The organism is Ruegeria sp. AL12, assembly GCF_056540885.1.
Map to the genome: position 1 here is coordinate 26159 of NZ_JBQFXN010000001.1, position 25486 is coordinate 51644.

Annotated in this window: 23 protein-coding genes and 1 tRNA gene; 12 read left to right on the top strand and 12 right to left on the bottom strand. The window is 57.0% G+C overall.

Translation table 11 applies throughout. The features are described from left to right. Positions 1–19: 19 nt before the first annotated feature. Positions 20–1291, bottom strand: a complete 1272-nt coding sequence (locus ACR0C6_RS00125; RefSeq protein WP_480617838.1) for an imelysin family protein — start codon at positions 1289–1291, stop codon at positions 20–22. Between the two features lie 249 nt (positions 1292–1540). Here ACR0C6_RS00125 and ACR0C6_RS00130 point away from each other — a divergent pair, with 249 nt between their 5' ends. Both ACR0C6_RS00130 and ACR0C6_RS00135 read left to right on the top strand, forming a co-directional pair. Then, positions 1541–2098, top strand: coding sequence for a ZrgA family zinc uptake protein (locus ACR0C6_RS00130; protein ID WP_480617840.1), 558 nt, complete (start codon positions 1541–1543; stop codon positions 2096–2098). Positions 2099–2149: 51 nt separating this feature from the next. Further along, positions 2150–2320 (top strand): hypothetical protein, encoded by a 171-nt coding sequence (locus tag ACR0C6_RS00135; RefSeq protein ID WP_480617842.1) that lies wholly within the window; start codon positions 2150–2152, stop codon positions 2318–2320. Positions 2321–2573: 253 nt separating this feature from the next. On the opposite strand, the gene ACR0C6_RS00140 is transcribed toward ACR0C6_RS00135, so the two are convergent. Next, positions 2574–3524, bottom strand: coding sequence for a GlxA family transcriptional regulator (locus tag ACR0C6_RS00140; RefSeq protein WP_171206193.1), 951 nt, complete (start codon positions 3522–3524; stop codon positions 2574–2576). Between ACR0C6_RS00140 and ACR0C6_RS00145 the strand changes: the two genes are divergently transcribed. Genes ACR0C6_RS00145 through ACR0C6_RS00165 form a run of 5 tightly spaced genes read left to right on the top strand, consistent with a single transcriptional unit; the run spans position 3523 to position 8167 of the window. Beyond that, entirely contained in the window at positions 3523–3696 is a 174-nt protein-coding gene (locus ACR0C6_RS00145) for a hypothetical protein (protein ID WP_480617844.1), read from the top strand. The genes ACR0C6_RS00140 and ACR0C6_RS00145 overlap by 2 nt on opposite strands. Further along, the gene (locus ACR0C6_RS00150; protein WP_480445976.1) at positions 3693–4403 is read left to right on the top strand and encodes a GntR family transcriptional regulator; all 711 of its coding nucleotides are present in this window, start codon (positions 3693–3695) and stop codon (positions 4401–4403) included. Before ACR0C6_RS00145 ends, ACR0C6_RS00150 begins: the two co-directional genes overlap by 4 nt. A 7-nt stretch (positions 4404–4410) precedes the next feature. Next, a complete protein-coding gene (locus tag ACR0C6_RS00155) occupies positions 4411–5328 on the top strand; it encodes a dihydrodipicolinate synthase family protein (RefSeq protein WP_152458886.1) in 918 nt (305 codons plus the stop codon). Between the two features lie 5 nt (positions 5329–5333). Continuing rightward, positions 5334–6830 (top strand): aldehyde dehydrogenase, encoded by a 1497-nt coding sequence (locus ACR0C6_RS00160; RefSeq protein ID WP_480445974.1) that lies wholly within the window; start codon positions 5334–5336, stop codon positions 6828–6830. Next, entirely contained in the window at positions 6827–8167 is a 1341-nt protein-coding gene (locus ACR0C6_RS00165; protein WP_480445973.1) for an NAD(P)/FAD-dependent oxidoreductase, read from the top strand. Before ACR0C6_RS00160 ends, ACR0C6_RS00165 begins: the two co-directional genes overlap by 4 nt. A 10-nt stretch (positions 8168–8177) precedes the next feature. Here the strand turns inward: ACR0C6_RS00165 and ACR0C6_RS00170 are convergent, their stop codons facing one another. The 4 genes from ACR0C6_RS00170 to ACR0C6_RS00185 all read right to left on the bottom strand — a co-directional run bounded on the left by ACR0C6_RS00170 (position 8178) and on the right by ACR0C6_RS00185 (position 12379). After that, positions 8178–8912: an SDR family NAD(P)-dependent oxidoreductase gene (locus ACR0C6_RS00170; RefSeq protein WP_480445972.1), complete on the bottom strand. Its 735-nt coding sequence runs from the start codon at positions 8910–8912 to the stop codon at positions 8178–8180. Continuing rightward, positions 8909–9640, bottom strand: coding sequence for an SDR family NAD(P)-dependent oxidoreductase (locus ACR0C6_RS00175; RefSeq protein ID WP_480446188.1), 732 nt, complete (start codon positions 9638–9640; stop codon positions 8909–8911). Before ACR0C6_RS00175 ends, ACR0C6_RS00170 begins: the two co-directional genes overlap by 4 nt. 15 nt (positions 9641–9655) lie before the next feature. Then, the gene (locus ACR0C6_RS00180; RefSeq protein ID WP_480445971.1) at positions 9656–10759 is read right to left on the bottom strand and encodes a mandelate racemase/muconate lactonizing enzyme family protein; all 1104 of its coding nucleotides are present in this window, start codon (positions 10757–10759) and stop codon (positions 9656–9658) included. Between the two features lie 72 nt (positions 10760–10831). Further along, positions 10832–12379 (bottom strand): trimethylamine methyltransferase family protein, encoded by a 1548-nt coding sequence (locus ACR0C6_RS00185; RefSeq protein WP_480617847.1) that lies wholly within the window; start codon positions 12377–12379, stop codon positions 10832–10834. Between the two features lie 226 nt (positions 12380–12605). Between ACR0C6_RS00185 and ACR0C6_RS00190 the strand changes: the two genes are divergently transcribed. The 4 genes from ACR0C6_RS00190 (at position 12606) to ACR0C6_RS00205 (ending at position 15529) form a co-directional block, all read left to right on the top strand. After that, entirely contained in the window at positions 12606–14078 is a 1473-nt protein-coding gene (locus ACR0C6_RS00190; RefSeq protein ID WP_480617849.1) for a flavin-containing monooxygenase, read from the top strand. Further along, positions 14079–15065, top strand: coding sequence for an alpha/beta fold hydrolase (locus ACR0C6_RS00195; RefSeq protein ID WP_480617851.1), 987 nt, complete (start codon positions 14079–14081; stop codon positions 15063–15065). Positions 15066–15137: 72 nt separating this feature from the next. Continuing rightward, a tRNA-Met gene (locus ACR0C6_RS00200) sits at positions 15138–15214 on the top strand. A gap of 96 nt (positions 15215–15310) precedes the next feature. Next, on the top strand, positions 15311–15529 hold the full coding sequence (locus tag ACR0C6_RS00205) for a hypothetical protein (protein ID WP_480617853.1): 219 nt from the start codon (positions 15311–15313) through the stop codon (positions 15527–15529). A 559-nt stretch (positions 15530–16088) separates the two neighbouring features. Here the strand turns inward: ACR0C6_RS00205 and ACR0C6_RS00210 are convergent. From ACR0C6_RS00210 to ACR0C6_RS00220, 3 genes are all read right to left on the bottom strand, one after another. Then, positions 16089–16706, bottom strand: a complete 618-nt coding sequence (locus ACR0C6_RS00210) for a DUF4329 domain-containing protein (RefSeq protein WP_480617854.1) — start codon at positions 16704–16706, stop codon at positions 16089–16091. Positions 16707–17776: 1070 nt separating this feature from the next. Continuing rightward, positions 17777–19096: a hypothetical protein gene (locus tag ACR0C6_RS00215; protein WP_480617855.1), complete on the bottom strand. Its 1320-nt coding sequence runs from the start codon at positions 19094–19096 to the stop codon at positions 17777–17779. Between the two features lie 344 nt (positions 19097–19440). Beyond that, positions 19441–19746: a hypothetical protein gene (locus ACR0C6_RS00220; RefSeq protein ID WP_480445962.1), complete on the bottom strand. Its 306-nt coding sequence runs from the start codon at positions 19744–19746 to the stop codon at positions 19441–19443. Between the two features lie 366 nt (positions 19747–20112). Here ACR0C6_RS00220 and ACR0C6_RS00225 point away from each other — a divergent pair, with 366 nt between their 5' ends. After that, entirely contained in the window at positions 20113–21828 is a 1716-nt protein-coding gene (locus ACR0C6_RS00225) for an adenylate/guanylate cyclase domain-containing protein (protein WP_480445961.1), read from the top strand. Between the two features lie 324 nt (positions 21829–22152). Here the strand turns inward: ACR0C6_RS00225 and ACR0C6_RS00230 are convergent, their stop codons facing one another. The 3 genes from ACR0C6_RS00230 to ACR0C6_RS00240 all read right to left on the bottom strand — a co-directional run bounded on the left by ACR0C6_RS00230 (position 22153) and on the right by ACR0C6_RS00240 (position 25386). Then, positions 22153–22422 carry an HlyU family transcriptional regulator gene (locus ACR0C6_RS00230; RefSeq protein ID WP_480445959.1) on the bottom strand — a complete coding sequence of 90 codons (270 nt, stop codon included), beginning with the start codon at positions 22420–22422 and terminating at the stop codon, positions 22153–22155. Positions 22423–22630: 208 nt separating this feature from the next. Further along, positions 22631–23905, bottom strand: a complete 1275-nt coding sequence (locus tag ACR0C6_RS00235) for an O-antigen ligase domain-containing protein (RefSeq protein ID WP_480445957.1) — start codon at positions 23903–23905, stop codon at positions 22631–22633. Beyond that, positions 23905–25386, bottom strand: a complete 1482-nt coding sequence (locus ACR0C6_RS00240) for a GumC domain-containing protein (RefSeq protein ID WP_480617856.1) — start codon at positions 25384–25386, stop codon at positions 23905–23907. The genes ACR0C6_RS00235 and ACR0C6_RS00240 overlap by 1 nt, the downstream gene beginning before the upstream one ends. Positions 25387–25486: the final 100 nt, after the last annotated feature.

Sequence of the window (25486 nt, forward strand, 5' to 3'; positions counted from 1 at the left end):
TCTCCGGCCCGCTTGAAGATTAATGGAAGACGGCGTCCGGGTTATCCAGGCTGTCTGACCCTTCAAATGCAACCCCGTCCAGTTCCAGTGCGGCTACGATACGTTCGATCGTTTTGGTCTGATCGATCAGGCCGTTGACGCCGCCCATGATCAGGGCTTCACCGCCTTCGTTGCCGCGCTCAAGCATCTGGTCATAAGCAAATCCCGCCTCGGCTGTTGTCTTGATCTTGCCCAGGGCCTGCATGGTGGCGGCCAGTTTCGCTTTCATCTCGGTATCCAGTGCTGGATCCGTGGCGATGACCAGATCGGCCAGAGATGCGCCCGAAACCGGGGTGCCATCGATGCGGGTATAGCTGCCCAGATAGACGTTCTGGATGCCCAACCCGTCATAGTAATGGCTGTTGTGGGTGTTGTCAGAAAAGCAGTCATGTTCTTCTTCGGGATCGTTCAGCATCAGGCCAAGGCGCATCCGTTCGCCGGCTTGCTCACCATACGAGAGAGAGCCCATGCCGGTCAGGATCGTGCTGATGCCTGCTGCTTCGTTTTCCATCAGGGCTGCGCGCGCCGCTCCGCCGTCTTTCCACTGATCCGCCATCCAGGCCAGATCGCTGACCAGCAGTTCGGTCGCAGCGCTCAGGTATTGCGCGCGACGGTCGCAATGGCCGCCGGTACAGTCCTCGCCCTGCGCATAATCGGTCGCTGGGCGGTTGCCGGCACCGGCGCCATGGCCGTTCATGTCCTGACCCCACAGAAGGAACTCGATGGCGTGATAGCCGGTTGCCACATTCGCCTCGATACCGTCGGCTTCGTGCAAGGTGTCGCTCAGCAGTTCGGGGGTGATTTCGCTGGCATCAATGGTCTCGCCCGACAGTTGGAAGCTGGGGTTGGCGATGACGTTCAGCACGGCAAATTCGTTTTCGTCCGTCGCACCGCCATAGGCCGCGTCGACATAGTCGATCAGACCTTCGTCCAAGGGCCAGGCGTTCACCTTGCCTTCCCAGTCATCAACGATGGCATTGCCGAAGCGATAGACTTCCGTCTGCTGATAAGGGACACGCGCAGCAACCCAGGCCGCGCGCGCCGCGTTCAACGTTGCGTCCGAGGGATCGGCGATCAGTGCGTTGACCGCATCCTGCAATTTCCTGGCTGAAATCAGGCTGTCCTCAAATTTGGCTTCCGCAATATCGGCATAGGTGTTCAGTACATCTGCCTTGGTGGGGGCATCACCCGAGATTGCGGCGGTCGCCATGCAAAATGTCAGGGCGCTGGCAGTGGTGAATAACTTGGTCATAGGAGTTCGGTGCTTTCCTGTCAGAACTGTCGGATCGCGCGGGGATGTACCGCGGGTTTCGCGAAGAAATAACTGAGTGATTTAGTCGGCAATGTCAACCTGAGTTTTATTGTCGGATATAGACAATGATGGTTGAATCCCACGCTCCTCCCCAAATCTGGCGAGCTCCGATCCGAGGGTTAACGTTGCGTAGCAGGTGATTCGCGGTAAAATCACTCTTGTGATTCTGTTAAAGGCGGTTTTTGGTTAATGAAGTGCTCTGTTCTGGCGTTGTCTCTTTTTCCGGCAGCTCTTGCCGCTCAGGCGACGCAGATCACGCCCACCCATCAACATGGGTCCGGTCAATTGGAAGTCGTGTTTACGGGCACGGAATTTACGCTGTCCCTTAGGGTTCCAAGCATTGACATCATTGGGTTCGAGACCCCGGTGGCAAGTGATGACGAGCGTACGCGTGTCGCCATCGCGATTTCCGAACTGTCCAAACCACTGGATCTGTTTGTCGTCCCGCCCGAGGCCGTGTGCTTTACCGCATCTGCAAACGTGATCCTGACGCATGATATTTCGGGGCAGCAGGATAACGCGGGCGAGGGGGGCACGTCATTCGCAACGGGCGAACATTCGGAATTCCAGGCTGACTACGTTGTTCAATGTCAGGATATGGATGCGCTAACCACGATGGAATTTGCGTATTTCCAGCGGTTCAGCGGGACAGAGAAGCTGAACGTTCGCGTCGGATCAGGCGCGGCGACCAGCGCCCATGAAATCACGCGCGCCGCGCCCAGTCTCGATATGACGCAATTCCGCTAGAGATGGTGCTTGTACGCCCGTTTGGCGTTTTGAAGCGCGCAACCGAAGCAGTTGAGCCAAGATTGCCTTGCCCATGCCTGGGGCTGCGCAGAAAACGAACACGCTGGATTCAAGGCGGAAAAACTGCTCCTCAATGCGGTCCTTGAATGCAGCAATGAGCGAAACCCAAAAATTATTTTTTCACAAGTGGATATGGACTTTGAGGTTGCCGGACTTCGCTGAATCAAAAGTCTCCAATTGAGGCAAAGATTAACGAATAAGGGCACAAGAATCGCATGTATGACAAGTTCTCGCAAAACTTATGCCAATATCCAATTCTAATGGTACATCATCCTGCCGATCTGTTGACTAGTCCGGTTTTAATGAGGGGGTATCTCGGCAGGGTTAGGGGGATGCCCGTTCAGGCCCGTCATGGGCCGACAAAGCGCGGCATCCCCTGCCGTATCGATTTCGGCAAGTCCACTACCCGATACTGTCAGTCGATCTTGTTGCGTTGCGCGTGCGGGGTGACGCCAAAGCTTGACCGGTAGACGCGCGAAAAATGGCCCGGGTTTTCAAAGCCACAGGCCACGGCAACCTCGGTGACGGATGCTTCGGTCTGAAGCAACAGTTTCTGGGCGCGCTCCAGCCGCATTTCCATGAAGTATTTCTTGGGCGACGTGTTGAGGTATTTGCCAAACAACCGCTCAAGCTGTCGGGTTGAAATGCCAAGCTCTTCTGCAATGAACGAAGGCGAAACCGGGGTTTCGATACTGTCCTGCATGATGGTGATCGCCTTGGCGAGGTGCGCATTGCGCATTCCGTTGCGTGATTGCAGGGAAACCCGTTGTTTGGCCGTGGCATTGCGTACCGCGTTGTAGACCATCTGATCCGCCACATCGATGGCCAGTTCCTCACCGTGATCGCGTTCGATCAGGTGCAGCATCAGATCCGCCGTTGCCGTTCCGCCGGATGCGGTAATGTGCTTTTCATCGGCCACGAACACGCTGCGCACCAGGTTGACCTCGGGAAAGGCTTCCATGAACGCGTCGTGATATTCCCAGTGGATCGCTGCCTGCATTCCGTCGAGAAAGCCAGCCTCGGCCAGCACCCATGCCCCCGAGCACAGGGCACCGATTTTCGTGCCGCGCGCGCGTTCGCGGCGCAGGGTTGCAAGCAGGGGGCGGGTGACGTGGTCACGCATGTGAATGCCCGACAGAACAAACAGCTGATCACATTTGGCCAGGCCCTGAAGGCCGGAATGCACCAGCGTTATGGATCCGTTCGAGCACACGGCCTGCTCGCCATGTTCGGACACAAAGGACCAGCGGTACAGTTCTTCGCCGCTCACAAGATTGGCGATCCGCAAGGGTTCGACCGCGCATGAAAACGCAAGGTGCGAGAACTCCTCGACAAGGATGAAAGTGATGTGCCGCGTCTGAGGCATGAGCAGTACCGTTTGCAAGCTGGGACAAAGCCCGGAACATGAGTCTATTTCGCAGGCTCCCATGCTGCACGAATTTTTATTGTATACAAGTTGTATTTTTATAGAATACAAAACCGTGACCGCACGCGATTCGACCGCGGTCGCCGAACAGAAGGATGAGGCCAAAGCATGAAAGACGAAGCCAAGTCTCGTAAAAGCGCGCTGAGAGAGCACCTGAAAGTGTCCATCCTTACGCTGCGCCTGCGCCCGGGTGCCGATCTGGACGAGGCGCATTTGTCAGAGGAATTCGGCTTGTCGCGCACGCCGCTGCGCGAAGTGTTTCGACAGTTGGCTGGCGAAGGCTATCTGGATCTGCGGACAAACCGCAGCGCCCGGGTTTCCGAGATGTCCTATACCACCCTGCGCGACTTCTTCCTTGCCGCGCCGATGGTATACGGAGCGATCCTGCGTTTGGCGGCTTTGAATGCGTCGAATGCCCAGATCAATGATTTGAAAGAGGCTCAGCAGGCGTTCAAGGCGGCCCTTCGGTCCGGGTCCGGCGAGGACCGGGCCTTGGCCAACAACCGCTTTCATGACGTGACCGGCGAAATGTCCGGCAATGTCTACCTGCTGCCGTCTTTCAACCGGTTGTTGATCGATCACGCCCGGATCGGCATGACGTTTTACCGGCCACAGACCGGAGAAATGTCGGAAAACCTGTCGCTGGCCAGCCAACAGCATGATGCGATCATCGCAGCCATCGAGGCGCGCGATGAAGCGACGGCGGCCAGGCTGGCCGAAGATCACTGGAACCTGTCACGCGATCAGATCGAGATGTTCGTGATGCCTGACGCGCTGGATGTCCCGATGGGCGTCCCGCCCCTTTCGAAACCTGCATGAGGACGGAATGAACCCGATTTTCAAGTTTGAGGGGATCTATACCCCTGTGGTCACGCCTTATCACGACGATGGCAGCGTGAATTGGGACGCCTTGTCCGACGTGATCGAATACCTGATCGAAAACGGCGTGCATGGCCTGATCTCGGGTGGTTCGACCGGTGAGAACTATGCCCAGACCGTCCACGAACGTGTGGAACTGGCCCGGTTCACGCATGAGCAGTTGAAGGGCCGGTTGCCATTGGTGGTTGGCACAGGCGCGATGCTGACGCCGGATTCGATTGCCCTTGCCGCCGGCGCGCGCGAAATCGGCGCCGATGCGATCCTGCTGGCCAGCCCGCCGTATTCGGTGCCGACTGATCGGGAAAACGCGCTGAATGCGCTGGCCATCGACAAGGCCGCCGATCTGCCTGTTATGCTGTACAACTACCCGCACCGCACCGGTACGATGATGGGCGAAGAGTTCCTTGACCGTGTGGGCCGCAGCCGCAACTTCTGCGGCATCAAGGAAAGCTCGGGCGATATCAACCGGGTGCATTTGCTGGCCCGCGACTATCCGCATATCCAGCTTGGTTGCGGAATGGACGATCAGGCGCTCGAATTCTTTGCCTGGGGTGCGCCGTTCTGGGTGTGCGGCGGGTCGAACTTCCTGCCTGCCGAACATGTGGCTCTGTATCAGGCCTGCGTGGTCGAAGGGAATTTCACCAAAGGCCGCCGGATCATGTCCGCGATGATGCCGCTGATGCGGGTGCTGGAACAGGGTGGCAAGTTCATCCAGACCATCAAGCATGGCGTCACCATGAATGGAATTGATGCCGGCGCTATGCGACCTCCGCTGAAGGGCCTGAACAAGGACGACAAACGCGCGCTGGAACAGGTCACGCGCGTGCTGAAAAAGACAATCGCCGACATCGTGGCTGAAGGGTAAGAGACATGGATCTGCTGACACAGGACGAATACAAATCCATCGCCGCAGGCCTGACCCTGCCGACCGGGGCGTTCATCGACGGGGCATTCCGCCCGGCGATCTCGGGTGAGACGTTTGCAAGCGTGAATCCGGCCACCGGCGACAAGCTTGCCGATATCGCATCCTGCGGCGCAGCGGATGTGGATTTTGCGGTCGAAAAGGCGCGTGAGGCCTTCGACGATGGCCGCTGGTCGAAACTGCACCCGTCCGAGCGCAAGGACGTGCTGATTCGGCTGGCCAAGCTGATTACCCGCAATGCCCGTGAACTGGCGGTGATGGAAAGCCTCGACAGTGGCAAGACCATCTATGACTGCGAAACCGTGGACGTGCCCGAAACCATCCACTGCCTGAAATGGCATGCCGAAGCGATCGACAAGATCTACGATCAGGTCTCACCTGCCAGCGACGACCATATCGCCATGGTGGTGCGCGAACCGATCGGTGTCGTGGGGCTGGTGCTGCCGTGGAACTTCCCCCTGCTGATGCTGGCGTGGAAGATCGGGCCTGCCTTGGCGGCGGGATGTTCAGTGGTTGTGAAACCCGCGGCTGAAACCACACTGACCGCGCTGCGTATGGCCGAACTGGCGATGGAGGCTGGCCTTCCCCGCGGCGTGCTGAACATCGTACCGGGTGGCGGTGCCGACGTGGGCGAACCCATCGGGCGGCACATGGATATCGACATGGTTTCCTTCACCGGCTCGACGGTGACGGGCAAGCGGTTCCTGACCTATTCGGCGGAAAGCAACGCCAAGGAAGTGGTGCTTGAGATGGGCGGCAAGAACCCTGCCATCGTCATGGACGACGCCGAAAACCTCGACCGGGTGGCGGCGCATGTGGTGAACGGTGCGTTCTGGAACATGGGAGAGAACTGCTCGGCCTCGTCGCGCCTGATCGTGCACAAAAACGTGAAAGCTGAACTGCTGGACCGCATCGCGCATCACGCCAAACAGTGGAACATCGGCGACCCGCTGGATCCTGAAACCCGCATGGGCGCGCTGGTCAGCGAAGGGCATTACGACAAGGTCTGCGGATATCTCGATCAGGCCGAGAACGTGGTGATCGGCGGCAAGGCCGATAAAGGCTTTGTCGAGGCCACCGTCGTCGAAGTGCCGGGCAATGACTCGACATTGGCGCGCGAGGAGATCTTCGGCCCGGTCCTGTCGGTGATCGAAGTGTCGGGCTTTGACGAGGCCATCAAGATCGCCAATGACACCGACTATGGCTTGTGTGCCTCGATCTTCACCGCCAACGCCAAACGGGCCATTCGCGGCGCGCGGGCCATCCGGGCGGGCACCGTGACCGTCAACAGCTTTGGCGAAGGCGACATCACCACGCCGTTTGGCGGGTTCAAGCAATCGGGCTTTGGCGGGCGTGACAACTCGATCCATGCGCATGATCAGTACACCCAGCTGAAAACCATCTGGATCGATCTTGCAGACGATGCCGACGAGGCCGTCGATTGACACGATACGAGGCCAAAAGACTGCCGCGGCAGACCGGTCCGGCGGGGTGGAATGCCATCCTGCCGCCCCAGGAGCCTCTGCCGGTGCTCGAACAGGACCTGACCGCCGACATCACCATTGTCGGCGGAGGGTTTGCCGGGCTGACGGCGGCGCGGCGGTTGCACCAACTGGACCCTTCGCTGAAGATCGCCCTGTTGGAAGCGGGCCGATTTGCCGATGGTTCGGCGGGGCGGAATTCGGGATTCATGATCGACCTGCCGCATGATCTGGCCTCGGACAATTACGCAGGCGATGGGCTGGAAGCGGATCGCGCCGCCATTGCCCTGAACCGCAAGGCCATCGCTTTCGCGACCGAGGTCGCCGCCGATTGCGACCTGCCGCAGGAAATGTTCGACCCTTGCGGAAAATACAATGCGGCCGCCACACGGGCAGGAGACGCCCATAACCGCGCCTTCGCCGAGCATCTGACCAAACTGGGTGAGCCGCACACGCTGTATGACCAAAAGCAGATGCAAGAGATCACGGGCAGCCCGCATTATGTTTCGGGGCTGTTTGCGCCGGGGACGGTGATGATCCAGCCCGCAGCCTATGTACGGGCGTTGTCGGGCCAACTGGCTGGCCAAATCAACGTATTCGAGAACGCGCCAGTCATCAGCTTTGAAAAGCAGGGCGCAGGCTGGGTGGTCAACACCGCCAGGGCCAAAGTCAGCACCGGGCGGATCGTTCTGGCCAACAATGGCCATCTGGAAAGCTTCGGATTTTACCAACGGCAATTGATGCATATCTGCCTCTACGCCTCGATCACGACCTCGCTGACCGAGGCACAGATCAATACACTGGGCGGGCAACCGCGCTGGTCGGTCACCCCGGCGGATCCGATGGGCACCTCGGTCCGGCGTATTTCGGGCAGCTACGGGGATCGTATTTTGATCCGCACCGGATCCAGTTTTCACCCGACGATCGAAACCAGCCGGATGCGGTTGCGCAATGCCGGCTGGGTGCATGACCGGAAGTTCCGGGAACGCTTTCCGCATCTGTCGGATGTCCGGATGGAGCATCGTTGGGCCGGGATGCTGTGCCTCAGCCGCAATGGGTCTGCGGCCTTTGGCGAATTGGAGGATGGCGTGTTCTCGGCCTGCTGTCAGAACGGCCTGGGCATCGCCCGCGGCACCCTGCAAGGCATGGGCATCGCAGAGCTGGCGCTGCAAGGCGGATCAGAGATCGCGGATCACTTTCTGGCGCAGCCGGATCTTCCGCGTTTGCCGCCCGAGCCTTTCGCCTCGCTTGGGGCGAACAGCTATCTGATCTGGAAAGAATGGCGGTCCGGCAAGGAATGACGTGTGGGCGTCAGGGCAAGCTCAGCTTGGCCATGCGCCCACCGTCCACCGTATAGACCTGCCCGGTGATGAAACCCGCATCCCCGGACGCCAGAAACGCGACGAGCGCTGCAACTTCTTCAGGCCGTCCCGTTCGGGCCACCGGGTGGATCTTGGCGATGTCGCGACGGAATGCGGACGGGTCGGGCATGGATTCGATGAAATCCTCGTTCAATTCGGTATCGATCCAACCGGGCGCGACGGCGTTGCAGCGGATACCTTCGCCCCCGTGATCCACGGCTACGGCGCGGGTCAGGCCGTGCAACCCTGCCTTTGATGCGCAATAGGCGGCGTGACCAGGATTGCTGCCCAGGCCTTCGATGGATCCGGTGTTGACGATTGCGCCCTTTGTGTCGCGCAGATGCGGCAGCGCGGCTTTGATCATCAGGAACGGGGCGGTCAGGTTCACCGTCAGGTTGAGATGCCAGTCCTCAACGCTCATTCCCTCGACCGAGGCTTCCTGCATCATGCCGGCGTTGTTGACCAGCACGTCCAGACGCCCGGCTTTCACGATCACTTCGCCGACCACCTGTGCCGGGCTGTCGGGAAGGGTGAAATCCGCAGCGATGCCGTGGAATTCGGTGTCCTCTCCACGTTGGGCGGTAAAGACCCGTGCGCCTTCGTCGTGCAAACGCCGGGCAATGGCCTTGCCGATGCCGCTGCGCCCGCCGGTGACCAGTGCCACCTTTCCATCGAACCGCCTCATGATACCGGTTTTCCTCCGTTGACCTCGACGAGCGTGCCGCAAACATAGCGCGACGCGTCCGAGACAAGGAACATGATGACATCGGCGATGTCCTCGGGCTCGGCGATCCGGCCCAGCGGCACGGTCCGGCCCAGTTCGGCCACGGCTGTATCGGGGTCAAAGCCGCGCTTTTCAAAGCCTGATCGCAGCATCGGTGTATTCACCTCGTTCGGGCATACCGCGTTGATCCGGATGCCCTGATGGGCATGATCCATACCCATGCACTGGGTCAGGGACGCGATGGCCGCCTTGGTCATGCAATAGACCGCATGATTGGGGCCGGGGCGCAGCCCCCAGCAGGACGCGGTGTTGACGATGGTCCCGCCGCCAACGTCCGCCATGATCGGAATTGCCGCACGACAAATGCGGAACGGGGCTTCGACATTGACACCCAATGACAGAGACCAATCCGCATCAGTCGTATCCGTGACCGACCCGCGCGTGATGACGCCCGCATTGTTGATCACGATGTCAAGTCCGCCCAATGCGGACGCGGCTGCGCCGGGCAGCTGGTCTGCATATTCGGGATCAAGCAGATCACCGGGCAGATGTGCCTCGGCCTCGATGGCATCGACAGCCCGGTCGGCGACGGCGACCCGCGCCCCGGCGTTGCGCAGGCGTTGAACGATTGACGCCCCGATGCCGCCAGCCGCGCCAGTGACCAGAGCCGATTTTCCTTTCAGATTCATAACGTCATCCATTTTTTAGAATGATGCGACAGGTGTGCCGAGCAGGCTTTCATCAGGAACCACGCCCAGCCCCGGCCCGGTTGGCAGCGCGATATGCCCGGCCTCGACCCGGATGCCGTTTTCGGGATCGTAGTTGCCTTCGATATATGGCGCAGCCAGCCAGGCGCCTTCCAGCAGGTCGGGCCGAACGGTTGCACCGATATGGGTGCATGCAGCGGCGATGATGTCCCCGCCCCAGCTGTCATCGCAGGTATGGGGCAGGTTGCGCGCCTCGCAGATGTCGCGGAAGGCGCGCATCGGATGCAGGCCGCCGATGCGGGTGACCTTCATGCCGAACCCGTCGACCAGACCGGTGCCCGCCGCCGAAATCACGGTGTTCAGGCTGGTGCTGTTTTCATCCATATAGATGCCATGCGTGACCTGAGGCCGGATCTTTTTCAGGTCTTCGATAGTGTTGCAGGGCTGTTCCATGATGAAGGGGATTTCGGGGCACTCGCGGCTGACCCGCAGGGCGTCTCGTGTGGTCCAGCCCCGGTTGCCGTCGACGGCCAGACGCATACCCGATCCTTTGACCACGTCCCAGACCTTTCGAATGGTTTCGATGTCGATCTCGACCGGGCGACCTCCGACCTTGATTTGCAGACGCGGGTAGCCTTCGGCCATTTTCTCGGCAGCCAGTTTCGCGATGTCGTCGGGTGCGCCGACGCCCGTGGCATAATAGGACGGCACCTTTTCCGAGACCGCTCCACCCAGCAAATCGGAAACCGGAACACCCAAGTGATTGCCAAGCAGGTCGTGCCCTGCAATGTCGACGGCCGCCTTGGCATAGCCATGACCGTTCAACAGCCCATCCATCCGGCGATGCAAGGCCAGAGGCAGGACTTCTGTTCCGATAAGGCCCGGGGCCATTTCGACCAGAGCGGCGCGCGCCCCGGCGGCGTGCGCCTCGGCATAGGTCGGGCCAACCGGGCAGGTCTCGCCCCAGCCGATCAGACCGTTGTCCGACACGATTTTGACCAGCGTGGTGTCCAGCGCCCAGACCCGAGCGTTGGCCATGGTATAGGGCCCGTTTTTGACCGGCAGGTCGTGGCTGTAGATATGCAGTTCGGCGATCTTCATCTTGGTTTACGTGTCTTGACCGGAAAAAAGGGCCCACCCGGATGACGGGTGGGCAAGTACGGGGAGTGTGGATCAGTATGTTTGGTTCAACTCGTCCGCCGCCGGGATTTCCCTTTCGCGACGCGCGATATAGTCCAGAAGGGCCTCGTTCCTGGCCTCGTCCAGCTTTGGTTCTTCATATTCGGCCAATAGTTTCCGTGCATGTTTCAGGGCGCGTTCGGTGATCTCAACTTCGCCTTCGGCGACCCATTGTTCGATCGAGTTGTTGTCGAACAGCTCCGGCATAAAGAACGCGGTTTGAAAGTTGTCCTGCGTGTGCGGATGACCCAGATAATGCCCGCCGGGCCCCACATCCGGAACCGCTGCCAGGGCCTGATCGAAATCGTGCCACTTTGGACCTTCCGCCATCCGGCAAGCCATCGCGCATTGTTCGGCGTCGACGATGAACTTGGCGACCGAACAATGCATGCCCGCCTCGTTCCAGCCTGCCGAATGCCAGATATAGTTGGCCCCGGCGTGAATGACCGCGCTGAGCGTCGTGGCGGATTCGTACCCGGCCTGTGCATCAAAGGTCTTGGCCCCACCCAGAGTGTTCGAAGTGCGCCACGGTACGTCGTAAAAGCGCGCCATCTGGCCGATCATGAAGTTCATAAGGCTGATCTCGGGCGTGCCGGCCATCGGCGCGCCGGATTTCATCGATACGGTCGACAGGTAATGTCCCCAGATCGCCGGGCAGCCCTTGCGGATCACCTGCGTATAGGCCAGTGCCGAAAGCGCCTCGGCGGTCAGCTGCGCCACGGTCGCGGGCACCGATGCCGGGGTGTTCGCGCCACCCAGAACGAAGGGCGAGCACAGAACCGGCTGATTGCGGCGGCAGAAGGCCCGCATCGCACCCAGCATGGTTTCGTCCCACACCAGAGGGCTGTTGCCGTTACAGTTGCCGGTGGTAACCGGATGATCGTCAATGAACCCTTCGCCGAACAGGATATCGCACATATCCATCACATCCTCGGCATTCCTGGGCGAGGTGGTCATGCCCATGAAGGTCTTGTCCGAGTATTTCATCGACGAATAGGTGATGCGCAGGTGTCGCTGGCTGATCGGGTGGTCGTAGGGCTCGACAATGTGATGGGCCGAGCTGTGCAGCGCCGGCATCATGTGCGACAGCTTGTGGAACATCGCCAGATCATCCAGCGTCGGGTTTCGGCGTACATCGTCCAGATCGCGCAGGAATGGCGCGCCGGTCATCGGCACGAAGATCGCGTGCTTGCCGCCCAGTGCAAGGTTCTTTTTCGGATCACGCGCGTGATAGGTGAACTGCGCCGGAATGGTCGAGATCAGCTCGCGCACCATATTGCGGTCCAGATAGACCAGTTCGCCGTCAACCTTGGCTCCGGCTTTTTTCCAGTCTTTCAGCGCGATGGGGTCGCGGAACTGAACGCCGACATTTTCCAGAATGTCCATCGCCGCATTGTCGATGCGTTCTACCTGGGTTGCGTCCATGACTTCGCAAACGGGAATGCCTCGGGTCAGGCCCGGCAGCATGTCAAAATTTGGAGCGGTGCGTTGGGCTCGGCGGGCAGAACGTCCGCCGGAACGCGTGGCAGTGCGAGTGGTCAAGGGGCAATCCTCCAATTTTGAAACAAACTGACGGATTCGCGGCGCAACCACCTCTCTGATTGCGATATGTGCTTGCAATAAGCGACACGGGTCATTCCAAATAGTTTTGTCCCTGCGTAACGAAAAGACGCCGGGTCATTGTTACCTGTGTGACCTACTTCACAGCCAAGCAAGTGCATACATCTGCAACAGATAAACGCAGGGTTGTTTCAGAAGGCACTCACTCATGCACCACAGAACACAGATGCTGATCGTCGGCGCCGGGTTTGCCGGGCTGACGATGGCGCTTGAGGCACGCAAGCGCGGCATCAAGGATATCGCGATTTTGGAAAAGGCCGATGATATCGGGGGGACATGGCGCGATAATACCTATCCCGGTGTCGCCTGTGATGTGCCGTCGCATCTGTATTCCATGGCGACCCATCTCAACCCGCATTGGAGCCGCGCATATGCCGGTGGCGCGGAAATCCAAGCTTATCTGCAAAATGTCGCGCGTCGGGAAGGGTTGTATGACCTGTGCCATTTCCGGCAGGAGCTGAAATCGGCCAGGTGGGATGGAACGCGATGGCAAGTTGAAACGATGGATGGCCAGTACTGGTCGGCGCGGTTTCTGGTCTCGGCCATTGGTGCACTTCATTATCCCAGCATCCCGGATATCCCCGGCGCCGACAGTTTTTCGGGGCCCAGTTTCCACTCGGCCGAATGGAATCACGATGTCGATCTGACCGGCAAGCGCGTGGCGGTCGTTGGAACCGGCGCATCCGCCATTCAGTTTGTACCCGAGATCGCCAAGATTGCAGGCCACGTCACGATCTTTCAACGCAGTGCGCCTTACGTGATGCCGCGTCCGGATGGTCCGATTGCGCCCTGGGTGCGCAGCCTTTACGCCCGGTTTCCCATTTTGCCCCGCATTCGGCGCAAGCTGATATTCATGATCTTCGAATTTCGCCACCGCGTGTTTCGCGGTGAGGAACGCGCGGTGAATTTTGCCTTGAAAATGTGGCGAAAGGCATTGGAGCGCGCCATCACCGATCCGGCCGAACGGCGGATTCTGACCCCCGACTACCAGATCGGCTGCAAACGTATCCTGAGTTCGAACGATTGGTACCCGACCCTGGCCCGCGACAATTTCCGCGTTGTTCCGAAGGGCGTCGCTCGAATCGAAGGTGACACGGTCATCGCGGCGGATGGCACCCGGACCAAGGCGGATGTTTTGATCTGGGGCACCGGGTTTCACGTAACCGACGTGGTCGAGCGTCTGGACATTACCGGTACAGACGGGCTGACGCTGCGCTCTGCCTGGTCGGATGGCATGTGCGCGCATTTGGGTACCGCAGTTGCGGGTTTTCCAAATTTCTTCCTGCTTCTGGGGCCTCATACCGGGCTGGGGCACAACTCGGTCGTGCTGATGATCGAGGCCCAGGTTGGCCACATCGGCCGGGTCCTGAGCGAGATGCAGCGCGAAGGGCTGTCCGCAATCACTCCTGACGCCGCAAAACAGGCGGCGTTCACGCGGGAAATGCACAGCCGCCACGCGGACGGCGTCTGGCAGGCCGGAGGTTGTACATCCTGGTACATGGATGCGGAAGGCCGAAACACGACCTTGTGGCCCGGCACCGTTGCCGAGTTTCAGAAACGCATGGCACAATCAGGGTTGGAGCAATACAGACCCGCCGCCCTTGGCAATGGAGAAAACTGAATGACAACCGTTCTGATCGTAATCGCCGTTTTTGTTGCCTTCCTGTTTGTCATGAACCTGTGGACACGGAAGATTACCCGCCGCGGTCTTGAAACCGTGCCGCAGCTAGGTCAGATCACACCCGTTCGCGGCGGCAGCATCCACTATGTGGAAAAGGGAAACCCCGAGGCGCAGACCATCGTTATGATCCACGGCTTGGCCGGGCAGTTACAGCACTTTGCCTATGCGCTGGTGGATCTTCTGGCCGACGATTACCACGTTATCGCGCTGGACCGGCCGGGATGCGGGTATTCAACGCGCGATACGGCCGAGCTGGCGCAATTGCCCCACCAGGCTGGCATGATTGCCGAGTTTCTGGACAAAAAAGGCGTGGACCGCGCCGTTCTGGTCGGCCATTCACTGGGGGGCGCGGTTTCACTGGCGATGGCACTGGACCACCCGGCCCGGATCGCTGGTCTGGCGCTGCTGGCGCCGCTGACGCATAAACTGCCCGAAACCCCGGCGATCTTCAAACCGCTCGAGATCCGCTCCGAATGGATGCGCAGCCTGATCGGCAACACGCTTGCCGTTCCCCTTGCGTCCAAAACCGCGCCGCACACGTTAAGTGCCGCGTTTGACCCGGAAACCCCGCCTGATGACTTTCTGGACCGGGCAGGTGGCGCGCTTGGCCTGCGGCCCTCCGCCTTTGTCACGGCCTCTCAGGACGTCGCCGGCGTCGATGCCAGTATCAACGCGCAGGTCGCGCGCTATCCGAATCTGACCGTCCCAGGGGGCATCTTGTATGGCCGCCAAGACGCGATACTGTCGCCGCCGCTGCACGGGCCGACAATGACCGAATTCGGGTTGAGTTACGAAGAGCTGGACGGGTTCGGCCACATGATTCCGATCACAGAGCCCGAAATCTGTGCCGCCTTCATCCGCAGGATGACCGAAGCGACCACATCCCCCCAGACATCCTTGCAGGACAAGCCATCAGAGCAGGCGTGAAAGAAATCTTGAGGTTGGTTGATTTCCCTCTTGACCCTCCCGGGCCCCTCGCTTAAATCGCCTCTCACTCAAGGCGGAGTAGCTCAGTTGGTTAGAGCAGCGGAATCATAATCCGCGTGTCGGGGGTTCAAGTCCCTCCTCCGCTACCAAATCTCTCAAGTCCAACATCTGATTTCAGAAGCAATTCATGTTCTGTCTTTAGGTTGCCCTGCCATCATTACCACCACTTGGGTTTTCAAAACCAATTGGAAGGAAAAATGATTCAAAATGGATCACTTAAGGAATCCAGTAGCGTAGTGCTCGGTGTGGATTATCAAGCTGCTGGTTTGGCGGTAGCGCTGGACAACGCGATTTTCCTCGACAACTGCAAGCTGCAAGACGTACACCTCCAAGCTTTAGAGGCCTCGGACGGCACAGAAAAAGCGTTGTACAGATCCACGGACGTGCTCCTCGACCAGATATGATCTTTCGATCTGGCAATCTATTGGGCAATGACAACTGATGAACGTCCACAACTGGTGAAGAACGGATAGAAGAAAGAGCCCGGACAGAGCCAAGGATAACTCGCGGCGATCTATGAATGAGCACAAGTTTTGTCGGCCCATTATCCGTGCGGCAAGACTTTGTGAAGACTACCATTGCTGAGATTGACGCAGCCGCTGCGAAATTTCACCTTGTCCGCGCTTTCCCTTTTCACCCAGCGGAACTGAACGTCCGAACTGTGCCGTCTGCGACTTGCTGCGCGAGGATGGAAGAAAATGTCGCAAAGGCAGCAAGTGACCCATCCCGCCTTGCACACAGCACTTCGGATGGGTGGGACGCCAACATAGTTTCTGTTTCCACAACATGGTGATTGGCCTTCAGTCTTCGCAAGAGCAAGAAGACCGAGTGTTGTCAGCGCAGGAAAATCCGAGGGGAAAAGAACCGTTCACGCGAGTGTCAACCGCTCTCTTCCTCGGATCCTCTTACTTGTAGTCTTCAGTATCGTAGCAAGGTAACGGTTTCGTGGGCTCTTTGCCCCAACTAGTCATTCTCGTATTCGAGAAGATCTTCATAAGAGTAAACCGATGAGATTTCCCCTTCCAAACCCGGAACGAAACCAGGGTCTTTTGGCAAACATCCGATATCGCAGATTTGTCTCACTTCCATTCGCTCCGTATCGACGTACCACAAACGTCCACCCGGAGTTGACACAAAGCCGTCGATGCCCTCGTCTTCATCGGCCTCAATGTCTGCAACGCTTGGAACTTCCGAACTATATTCCGGGTCGAACCTCCCGTGCGTGTGGTAAGATAAGACAAGCACCAAACCATTTTCTGCTTGATCCCAAACGCAGCTTTTGTTGTCGCCACGTTGAGCAGGAGTAGCAACAAGTTTCCCGGCTGGGTCATATGCAAGGTAGCCGCAATACTCTGTGTCATTGTTGAAAGAAATACCCTGTAGGCTAGACAGTGTTGCTTTCGCTACGCTGATTTCTTCCTGTGATTGGGCCAGGGTGGCCGCGGGTGGCCAGAGTATCAAGACAACTAAGGTATAGCGAAGGCGGCGTGCGGCTTCACATTTGCCTTCTGCAAGACCAAGTTGACGAGCCGCACAAAGAAGGCAAAGTCCTGACAACGCAATAATGCTAAACTCGATCATGTTTTGCTCCTTATTATGAACTTATTAAAGCAGCGCTAACGCTGTAGGGATAGCTTGAAGAAAGGTGCTGACTGCGACCAAGGCAATCCATCCATCGCTGTTGCATACTCCTAGACATCGTTTTGCGCCTTCCTAGTGTTTTCCAGTCCGCCTTATCGTTCGACACTAATCTATCTGCGTTGTCTTCGGTCGCTGCATGTACAGCGAATAAGCAGCTCTACCTGCCGCTATCAACGTTACCGTGGAACCAAACAACGTTAACAACGGCGACCTGTTTCAACCATAAATCTCAAGCCGTTTCGCTCCGTTAGTCTTTTCGAAAGAACCGGTGCAGCAGCATAGGCCAACAACACCCAACACAACCAATTGCTCGCAACCTGTGCGTTTCAGGGACAGCCAAACAAAAAACCGCTATGAAGGCGAATGCGAGCAGACAAACAAACGCGGCCACCCAAAAAACACCAAGCAAATCCTGCATCTAAGTTGCTCCAATTCTTTGCAAACGGAAGTACTATGCCGATGATCCGGTCTGTCGTGCTGCGCAAAGTGTTTGCAAGATTGATCCGATCAGCCAGCAGCGGCGTACACCTGTCACCCCGAACACTTGCCCCGCGCTTGCTCCTATCCCTCAGCAGCGCGGGTTTTTTCTTGCCTGCGGCGCTACGACACGGGGCCGGTTCAGGCCACAACGCTACATCCTTTTTACTACCACCCTTCGGGGGGCCCGCGTTGCTCTTGTCCCCTCTAGCTTGCTTGCAGCGCGGGTCTATTTCAGGCGTGATGTGAACTTGAATTATTGAACTGTTTAGACAGCCAGCCTGTCGCTTAGGCCCTCTCCATTAATCACCAAGGTCTCTCTCGCCCAAAATATCTGGGTCTGGTATACCTCCGGCGTGACCCAGATTTTCTCGATTTCGGTTAAGCAGTCTCCAAATCTCTTGGCCGGTTTTCGGTTCAAAGCGAAAGACCCCAGTTTTGAACAGCAGAATTACGCAGTTCATCCTTTGGCAAACCACCAGCACACAAGGAAATCACATCAAACTCACGGTCGCCAAATACCCGAAGTCAAATCACTCGTCATTGCCTGTGCTGGACCTAGTAAGCAGGCGTTCTCGGATGGTGCGCCAAGAGTCTGGAACAAGAAACGCAGTTCCGTTGGGAGTTAAATTGTAAATCCGGTACATTAACGCCCTGGGATTCCCTACTGATTTGCGAGCGACTAAATCGAATGCAGCTGGTTCATTGAGCGCTACGCCCTCGTCACCAACGTGAGGCACAGTCAAGAAGTTGTGCGCAATTTCGTGGGAAACTAAGGTGCCGAACGAATTGTCCATAGGAGGGTCCACATTCAGAGTAACCCCCGCGATGCTCCCGTTTGGTCCAGATTGGGCACTTCCGCCAAGCGGCATTTCTCCGGGTTGTTGAGTGCGTATTGTCAGGACATGCTCGGCCCGATCCGGCCTGCCAGCAGCAGACTGCTCCTGGTTGAATTCGGCCAGGCGCTGCGCAACGGGAGTCCGATCAGGCCACGCGAAATCAATTGGTATCGGCTCAATTCGGTAGCGCAGCCCGGCTTCCTGATCCCCATCCAGAGGCGCCAAACCTGATCGAATAGGAAAAATTCGAGACAAGTCCTCCAGAGCCTGAAATAGAATTTCCCATTTCTCTGCAGGAAAGGGAAAGATCTCAACGACAACAAGAATTCGCAGATCCTTCGTCGGATGAAACTGTGGTTGCCCAAGAGACTTTTCGCCGACAAGAGTACCGTTGCGATAAAGCCGTGCAGTAAAACGATACCGTCCAGGCTTTGAGATTTCCCGACCGCGGATATAGAAGTTGATATTGTCGTCTTCGGAGAAACTCTTGGTATCATTTGAGAATACGCCATCACCAATATCACCTGGAATAACTGTTGTCCCAGATGGGCCGGAAATCTCAAGTTCGGCATAATCAATCCGGGCTGGATTGAAGGGCAACGAATGGATTGGAAGGGAATTCAGATCAAATCCGAGGGCTTTAGACGAATAGTCAGAGTCCGCGTCATCCAAAAGTTCTGATGCCATAACAACTACGGGTGGGCGGCGACCAACAAATATTCTTGCAAGAGTATCTTTACCCGCGACAAGCTCGTAACCAGGGATACCTTGAGTCACCTCAGAACCGAAATCTGACATATCCGCCGGAACTTGCGGCAATGGGGGCCCGCTCTCCTCACACGCCTTAAGAGCCCCCCTTTTTCGCTGAAGCAGTGACAGCGACTGCTTTCTAAATCGAAAAAGCGCAGACTTTTGTATTGGGTCAACAGTGTTTTGAATCTGAATATCGAGAATTTCAATACTTTGCTCAAGCGTCTCAATTTCATCCCGAATACTTTGACAATGCGCAGACATACGGCCACCTGAGGAGGTTAGTGTTGAGTAGAACTTGTTCAGAAAACTACTCTAGCACGAAAACCAAAAAAGAGACGAATCTGGCTGGTCGAGAAATGTACTTGCAGGAATAATTCGTTTGTTTGGCAAGTTTAAAGCAATGAAAAATAAGCCAAAACAAAAACTTCCCGAAAGACAGGCCTTTGTAGCAGGCACAACGCGTGGAGCGTGACAAAGGTATTTTCTGTACGATCCGGATCCAAGGAGCAGGCATTAGAGGCAGGCTTTTGCTGCGGTTTCAAACTGTTTGCGGTTTTTCGAGCCAGAGAAACGAAAATCCGTTTAACTCCAGATTTGAATTTCCTTCAAATACCTAAAGAATGATTGATAAATCGGCCATTACGCCGCTTGAACGGCTTGGTGGCTTCTCCTGCTGCGAATTCAAACTCCTTTCCGACCGGCTTGCCAGATGCGTTGAGTTCGCGACGTTCTCGATTGCAGGCGCGGATGAACCCATCGATGCAGATTGGCTTTGACAACTCTTTCCCTAGTTCCCCTGGCAGGGCGTGCCCGTTCTTGTCGATGCAAACCTTCCCATTGTTTTTGCAGGAGCCTCTCTCTTCGGTCGTCGAGCAACGGATGGCCGTCACCGTCAGGATCAGTTTGTCCAAGGTCTGATTTTGAAACTGCGCGTTTCAGCCGTTCGCTTTCATTCTTAAGCGGTTCCAGTTCCTTATATTGATCAACACCCATTCCACCGTTCTTGTTACTTCAGCGGTGGTGGGGCTGTTAAGCGCCGACAATCTGCCTGATTGCATCAAGACGGGACATGCCGTGCCCCAGATTCCTCAATGCAACCATGGACCAGATCAGTTGGGTAGGCTCAGTCAACTACGACAAACTATTCCAAACAGCGGCCGTTCAGAAAATTATAGATTGGAACAGGTTTGCCCACAAAGTGGCCGGTTGGCGTTTGTGCAGAGTCTCTAAAAATAAGATGTCTTTTCCATGCAACGCGTTATGCGTTACGAATAGACATGAACGGGAACCGCAGACTTTCCGCAGTACTCTCGGCCGATGTAGTAAACTACTCGGGTCAGATAAAGGCGGATGAGAACAGGACTCTCAGCGAACTCCGTGTCCTGCGTCGAGAGTTGTTCGATCCATTGGTAAGTGATCATCGCGGCAATATCGTGAAGAGGATGGGCGATGGATGGCTGGTCGAGTTCAGCTCGGTCTCGGACGCAGTGCGGTGCGCCCTCGATCTTCAAAGCCAAGTGTCAGCCCAGTCATCGCTTAAACTTCGCGTGGGCGTTCATCTGGGAGATGTCGTATTTGACGAAGATGACATCTTCGGCGATGGGATCAACATAGCCGCGCGGCTACAAGAGGCTTCCAACGAAGAGGCTGTGTTAATTTCCGATGTCGTCCATCGCAGCCTTGATGAGAGGCTCGCCGAGCGATTCCACCGCGCTGGCGAACGGCAGTTCAAGAATGCCCCGTCACCAGTGGAAGTGTTCCAATGGTCGCCACCCGGTTCCGCCCCACCGCGAGTGACTCCAGCCAGTCACTCGAAGTCATTGCTGATCGGCGTTCTACCCTTTGACAATCTTTCTTCCGACCCCGATCAGGAATTTTTTGCCGATGGCATTACCGAAGAGATAATTACCACTCTGTCAAAACTCCCGAACTTACTGGTCGTCGCGCGCAACTCTACGTTCGCCTATAAGGGGCGCTCGGTAGACGTGAAACAAGTCGGACTGGAGCAGGGCGTCGATCTTGTTCTCGAGGGAAGTGTCCGCCAAAGCGGTAGTCGAGTGCGAATTACCGCGCAGCTAATCGATGCGAAGTCCGGAATGCACATTTGGGCAGATCGGTTTGATCGCCTGATAGAAGACGTATTCGAGGTTCAGGATGAAATTGCCCTGAGAATTGCGACTGAACTTCAAGTCGAATTACTGGCGGGCGAGATGGCCCGCTTCAGAGGTTCGGGGACTAAACATCTGGATGCCTGGACTGCTCAGCTGCAAGCTGTGGAAGCCTCGCGCAGAATAACTAAGGAAGCACAGGCTGACGCTCGTCGGTTTGCTCAACAGGCAATTTCCCTGGATCCTGGCTACTCCGCGCCATATTGCACTTTGGGGTTCATTTGTACTGTCGAAGCAAGGCACGGTTTTGTAGCAGACCGAAATGCGGCGCTGGCAGAGGCCCGCGACTGCGCTCGACGTGCTCTGGAGATAGACAGCTACAACCCAGAGGCTCACGCAATTGCGGGTTTCGCGGATGCAATCGACGGTAAACTGGAATCTGCTATCGGGAAGTTCAACAAGGCACTGCAGCTAAATCCAAACCACGCTGATGTGGCTTCAAGGCTGTCGATTACATTGGCATTCAATGGGCAGGCAAAAGAAGCGATCCGCGTGGCGCGGCAAGCCATTACTCTCAACCCTCACTATCCGGGCTGGTATGCTGGCGTATTGGGTTTGGCACTTCGGCTCGACGGTCAATATGAGGAAGCCAAGAAGGCATTCACCGAATACGGTCAAAGAGTTGAAGGCTTTGGGCACCTCGACCTCGTAATCGTACACATGGAAACGGATAACGTTGAGGCCGCTCGCGATGAGGCGCGGAATGTGATGAAATACCGCCCTCAGTTTTCCATATCGGACTGGGCAAAAACTCAGCTTTTCTCTGATGCAGAACGATTGGAGAAAGACTGCGCGTCTCTGCGTTTGGCCGGTTTGCCCGAATAAGTGCCGCGCGGATTTCCGGCAAAGCGATTTTTCCTGGAAAGTGACACCCAACGCATCGGCTATGGGTTCGAAGCTAAAGCCCGACAAATATGACCGATCACCCCCTCTGGGGACAAACCTGCAATCCAATGTTTTACGCGATTGCCCGCTTTATGCGCTTTGCGACGGCAGCTAACACAACAACAGGGCAGATAAACTGCTGCACGACTACTTCTTCGCCGAACAAAGTTTGACCAATGGTAACCTTTTGAGTCCGTTCAGAATTATACGCATAAGCATACTCATCGGTTCCGCTCGTAGATCAGGCTTCAAGCTAGGACCTCCCTAGCTGAAAATGCTGTCGCCTTGCTCATCAATGACCTGTTTCGCCTTTGCTATACTAAAGCTTTCGGCCTGTTCCCGACTGTCGAAGACATCCGCCCTGATCACCGTATGTGTCTTTCGATCTCCGCCGATGGTCTTTTCGATACGGGCCATCAGGCGAAATTTGCTGCCCTCGGCCATCAGGTCGGGGAATATCTCGAACCCTTTGTAAGAAACCGGATCTGGCTTGGACTTCTCAACGCCGCCGAAGAGTTTTGAGAAGAGGGACATCGGGTGGCTCCTTTCAGCGTTGTTCAGGGCAGAGACTAGCGCCGCTCAAGGCCGGAGTGAAGGGCGTTGCACGGTCAGGTCACTGGTTCCAGGGTTCGGAAGCGCGCACCGTTCAGAGTCACAATGCCCCAAAAAAAGCGGCGAAGGATCCGCCCTTGAAAAGCAACGGCAAACACCGCGCTTGCGTTTCAACAAACCAGCCGACATGTCAGTTTCCCCGATTTACCGATTTGACCTCTCTTAGATGGCATCCGAGCATTAGGAGGCTTGGCCAGAGCAAATAGGTTTGAATCTCAACGTTTTCTCCAAAAGTTAGGAGGACAATGGTAAGCAGTAGTCCCAGCGGAAGCTTGCCACGTTCACACTTTATTGCGTCCAGCGTGACGACCCAGAAATGAACTGACAAAGGCACAAGGAAAGCTGTAAATCCTGTCAGACCTTTGACGAATAAAAGCCCGTACCAAGTGTGGTGACTGCCGATCGGCATGTATTCAACAAGATGCGCTCCGGGTCTGACTGTGCCATGCCCGAAAACCATTGCATCCGATTGCCACCGTTCATACGCAATGCGCTGCAGAGTTTCGCGCACGCGGGTACTGTCGGCGCGCGCGGATTTGAAGCTGTAGAGGGCTCTGTTCCCGAACTCGACAAAGGCGACACCCCGAACGGCAACGGCTGTTGTGACTGACGACAATAAGACCCACCCCAAGCTGCGGGCGACAAGGGGCAAGAGGCGGGGTGACATTGAGCAGAACACCAATCCGACTAAACCCATACGGGACTTGGACATCAAGATCATCAGAACACCCGCAGCCAATCCGATGATCTTCCACCTGGGGTGTTTTTCCTCCAACGCAAACAAGACCAAGCAGACACCAAGCAGGGCGGCGAAAGGAGACCAGGGCGCAAAGAACTGCCAGCGCGGCGTGCCGCTGGCTGGGTCAATTGTATAAAGGTAGACCGAGAAATATTCGGGTCCCGGACCGCCTACTGCTTTCAGCGGGGACGTAAACAACAGGTGCGGTAGGCCCACATAGGGGGCGACAGCGAGCAACGGCAAAAGGCACAAGGTCCAGAGGCCCAGAACGCTTTGCCCTCTGACCAGAAGCTCGCGTCGGATTGGCAACACTGCTCCGGCAAGGATGAACAACGGTATCAGCGCCCAGCCTTTGGCCCATCCGATGCTCGATTTGATCGTTTTGGTTGTGCCTAGGTTCCAATCCGCATGGCCTGCCCAAAGTGAGACCAGCATCACCAGCATGCCTGCGCTCCAGACCCAAACCACGGCAGGCACAGGGCCCGTTGCTTGCATATCCGAGCGGATCACCGGACCGAGATAGAGCGACAACCCGGCCATCGCAGCCAGTGTCCAACCCAGAACCGGGCCGACGACATAAAGCGCGCCAAGCCCGTAGAGTGGCCATGTCCAGATCAGTGTATGCCAGACGATTTTTTCGGCTGGGGTTTGAGGGGACACGTGCATTATGCAGCGGCCTCTTTCTGGTCCTTCAGCAGCTTTGAAATCAATGGGTTTCGGATCCAGGCCAGCGTCAAACCCATCAGCAGCATAAGGCTCGCAGCGATTCCGGCGGCAATCGATATTTTCTTGTTCGGTGAAGATGGGTGTGTCGGCAGCGAAGGATTCTCGAGCACTTGGATCAAGGGGTAGGAGGCATAGACATCGGTCTTTTTCGACTCGGATCGGGCTATGGCAGAGGCGAACACGGCTTCCGCCACGGCGAAATCTCTTTGCCGGTCTTCCAATTCGGCGGCGATGGGTGCGAGGTCTGACAAGCGCAGAGTATCCAGACGGACTTGTTCACGCAGCGTCGCAACATGCTTCTCCAACCCGGCACGCAAGGCGTCTTCGCGCACCAATTCACTTAGCAATTGGGCTCTTTGCCCTTCCGGCGCACGATCCAACCCGCCGAGTTGCTCGACCGCCAGACCAGTCACTTGCGACGCTCGTTGCAAAGCTACTGATCGCGCGCCTTCATAGTCGTTCTGAGCATTCACATAGATCGGGTGGCGTGCTCCGTAGGTCGCATCGGCTTGTGCCAGCTTTGCAGCCCCCACCGACACGTCCTCAAGCAAGGATAGGTACTGAGCATCGGCATAGAGCTTAAGCGTTGCCGCCGCTGCATCAGACGGCAGATCCAACGCGACCTGAAGCGCGGCGACACGTTCAGATTGCCGTGCGAGTTCGCTCTCCTGCGCACGCAATTGCTGCTTTGCACTGTCATTTGCCGCGACCTGCTCTTGGTATTGCGCGACTGATATCAGACCGCTTTGCGACTGCAGTTGCTTGATCTCGTGTCGCGTCGTCTGAATTGCACGGGTGTAGTCTTCAATCGCGCCCGTATTGCTGGCCTCGCGCGTGGCTATTTCGTCGGCGCGCAGGGCGTCAATCTCAGCGAAAAAGGCGACCACTAAGGCGTCACCATATTGCTGTGCATCAGCAGGAGAGGCCGCTTGAAGCTCGATATGAATCAGGCTGGTTTGATCAACCAGTTGTACCCGCGGCTTGCCGAACGCATCCCGATCAGCATCCACAGCCTTTGCAGCCGCATCGAGGATGCGATCTGCCGACAACAGACGTTTGTACGTCTCGGTTGGGCTGATCGACCCATTGGCAAAGGCTGAATTCGCGTAAGAGGACGCCTGACCGATATTGGCCAGATTGACCGATGCCGATGCGCCGGATCCGGGCAGGATAAGTGAGGCGTGGGAGGTGTATTTGACAGGCGCGGTTGCCAGATATCCGCTGATCGGGGCCCAGATGCAACTTGCCCCCAAAAGGAACAGCGCCACATAGCGCGGGAGGCGGCCCGCATCGCTGAGACGACCGCCTTTTACGATGCGACGCCACCCGGGCGATCTGAAGTTGGATCGGGATATGCGCGCCCAATTCAGAAATTGCGTGTCGTGCGTGGATTCAGAGGTGTTCGAAATCTGTTGCGGCATAGAAAAACCCTTTCTTGAAAGGGTGATACACCGCATCCCATCGCTGTTCAGTTGCCCAGCGGGCTAGGGGGTGAGGGGATTGGGAGCGCACCCTATCCCT

Excerpts from the sequence above, each read along its gene's own strand:
- ACR0C6_RS00235 (WP_480445957.1), bottom strand. The coding sequence starts at position 23,905 with ATGCACGTGTCCCCTCAAACCCCAGCCGAAAAAATCGTCTGGCATACA.
- ACR0C6_RS00155 (WP_152458886.1), top strand. The coding sequence starts at position 4,411 with ATGAACCCGATTTTCAAGTTTGAGGGGATCTATACCCCTGTGGTCACG.
- ACR0C6_RS00180 (WP_480445971.1), bottom strand. The coding sequence starts at position 10,759 with ATGAAGATCGCCGAACTGCATATCTACAGCCACGACCTGCCGGTCAAA.
- ACR0C6_RS00230 (WP_480445959.1), bottom strand. The coding sequence starts at position 22,422 with ATGTCCCTCTTCTCAAAACTCTTCGGCGGCGTTGAGAAGTCCAAGCCA.
- ACR0C6_RS00140 (WP_171206193.1), bottom strand. The coding sequence starts at position 3,524 with ATGCCTCAGACGCGGCACATCACTTTCATCCTTGTCGAGGAGTTCTCG.
- ACR0C6_RS00225 (WP_480445961.1), top strand. The coding sequence starts at position 20,113 with ATGAACGGGAACCGCAGACTTTCCGCAGTACTCTCGGCCGATGTAGTA.
- ACR0C6_RS00145 (WP_480617844.1), top strand. The coding sequence starts at position 3,523 with ATGAGCAGTACCGTTTGCAAGCTGGGACAAAGCCCGGAACATGAGTCT.
- ACR0C6_RS00210 (WP_480617854.1), bottom strand. The coding sequence starts at position 16,706 with ATGATCGAGTTTAGCATTATTGCGTTGTCAGGACTTTGCCTTCTTTGT.
- ACR0C6_RS00175 (WP_480446188.1), bottom strand. The coding sequence starts at position 9,640 with ATGAATCTGAAAGGAAAATCGGCTCTGGTCACTGGCGCGGCTGGCGGC.
- ACR0C6_RS00240 (WP_480617856.1), bottom strand. The coding sequence starts at position 25,386 with ATGCCGCAACAGATTTCGAACACCTCTGAATCCACGCACGACACGCAA.
- ACR0C6_RS00170 (WP_480445972.1), bottom strand. The coding sequence starts at position 8,912 with ATGAGGCGGTTCGATGGAAAGGTGGCACTGGTCACCGGCGGGCGCAGC.
- ACR0C6_RS00215 (WP_480617855.1), bottom strand. The coding sequence starts at position 19,096 with ATGTCTGCGCATTGTCAAAGTATTCGGGATGAAATTGAGACGCTTGAG.
- ACR0C6_RS00130 (WP_480617840.1), top strand. The coding sequence starts at position 1,541 with ATGAAGTGCTCTGTTCTGGCGTTGTCTCTTTTTCCGGCAGCTCTTGCC.
- ACR0C6_RS00190 (WP_480617849.1), top strand. The coding sequence starts at position 12,606 with ATGCACCACAGAACACAGATGCTGATCGTCGGCGCCGGGTTTGCCGGG.
- ACR0C6_RS00150 (WP_480445976.1), top strand. The coding sequence starts at position 3,693 with ATGAAAGACGAAGCCAAGTCTCGTAAAAGCGCGCTGAGAGAGCACCTG.
- ACR0C6_RS00160 (WP_480445974.1), top strand. The coding sequence starts at position 5,334 with ATGGATCTGCTGACACAGGACGAATACAAATCCATCGCCGCAGGCCTG.
- ACR0C6_RS00195 (WP_480617851.1), top strand. The coding sequence starts at position 14,079 with ATGACAACCGTTCTGATCGTAATCGCCGTTTTTGTTGCCTTCCTGTTT.
- ACR0C6_RS00125 (WP_480617838.1), bottom strand. The coding sequence starts at position 1,291 with ATGACCAAGTTATTCACCACTGCCAGCGCCCTGACATTTTGCATGGCG.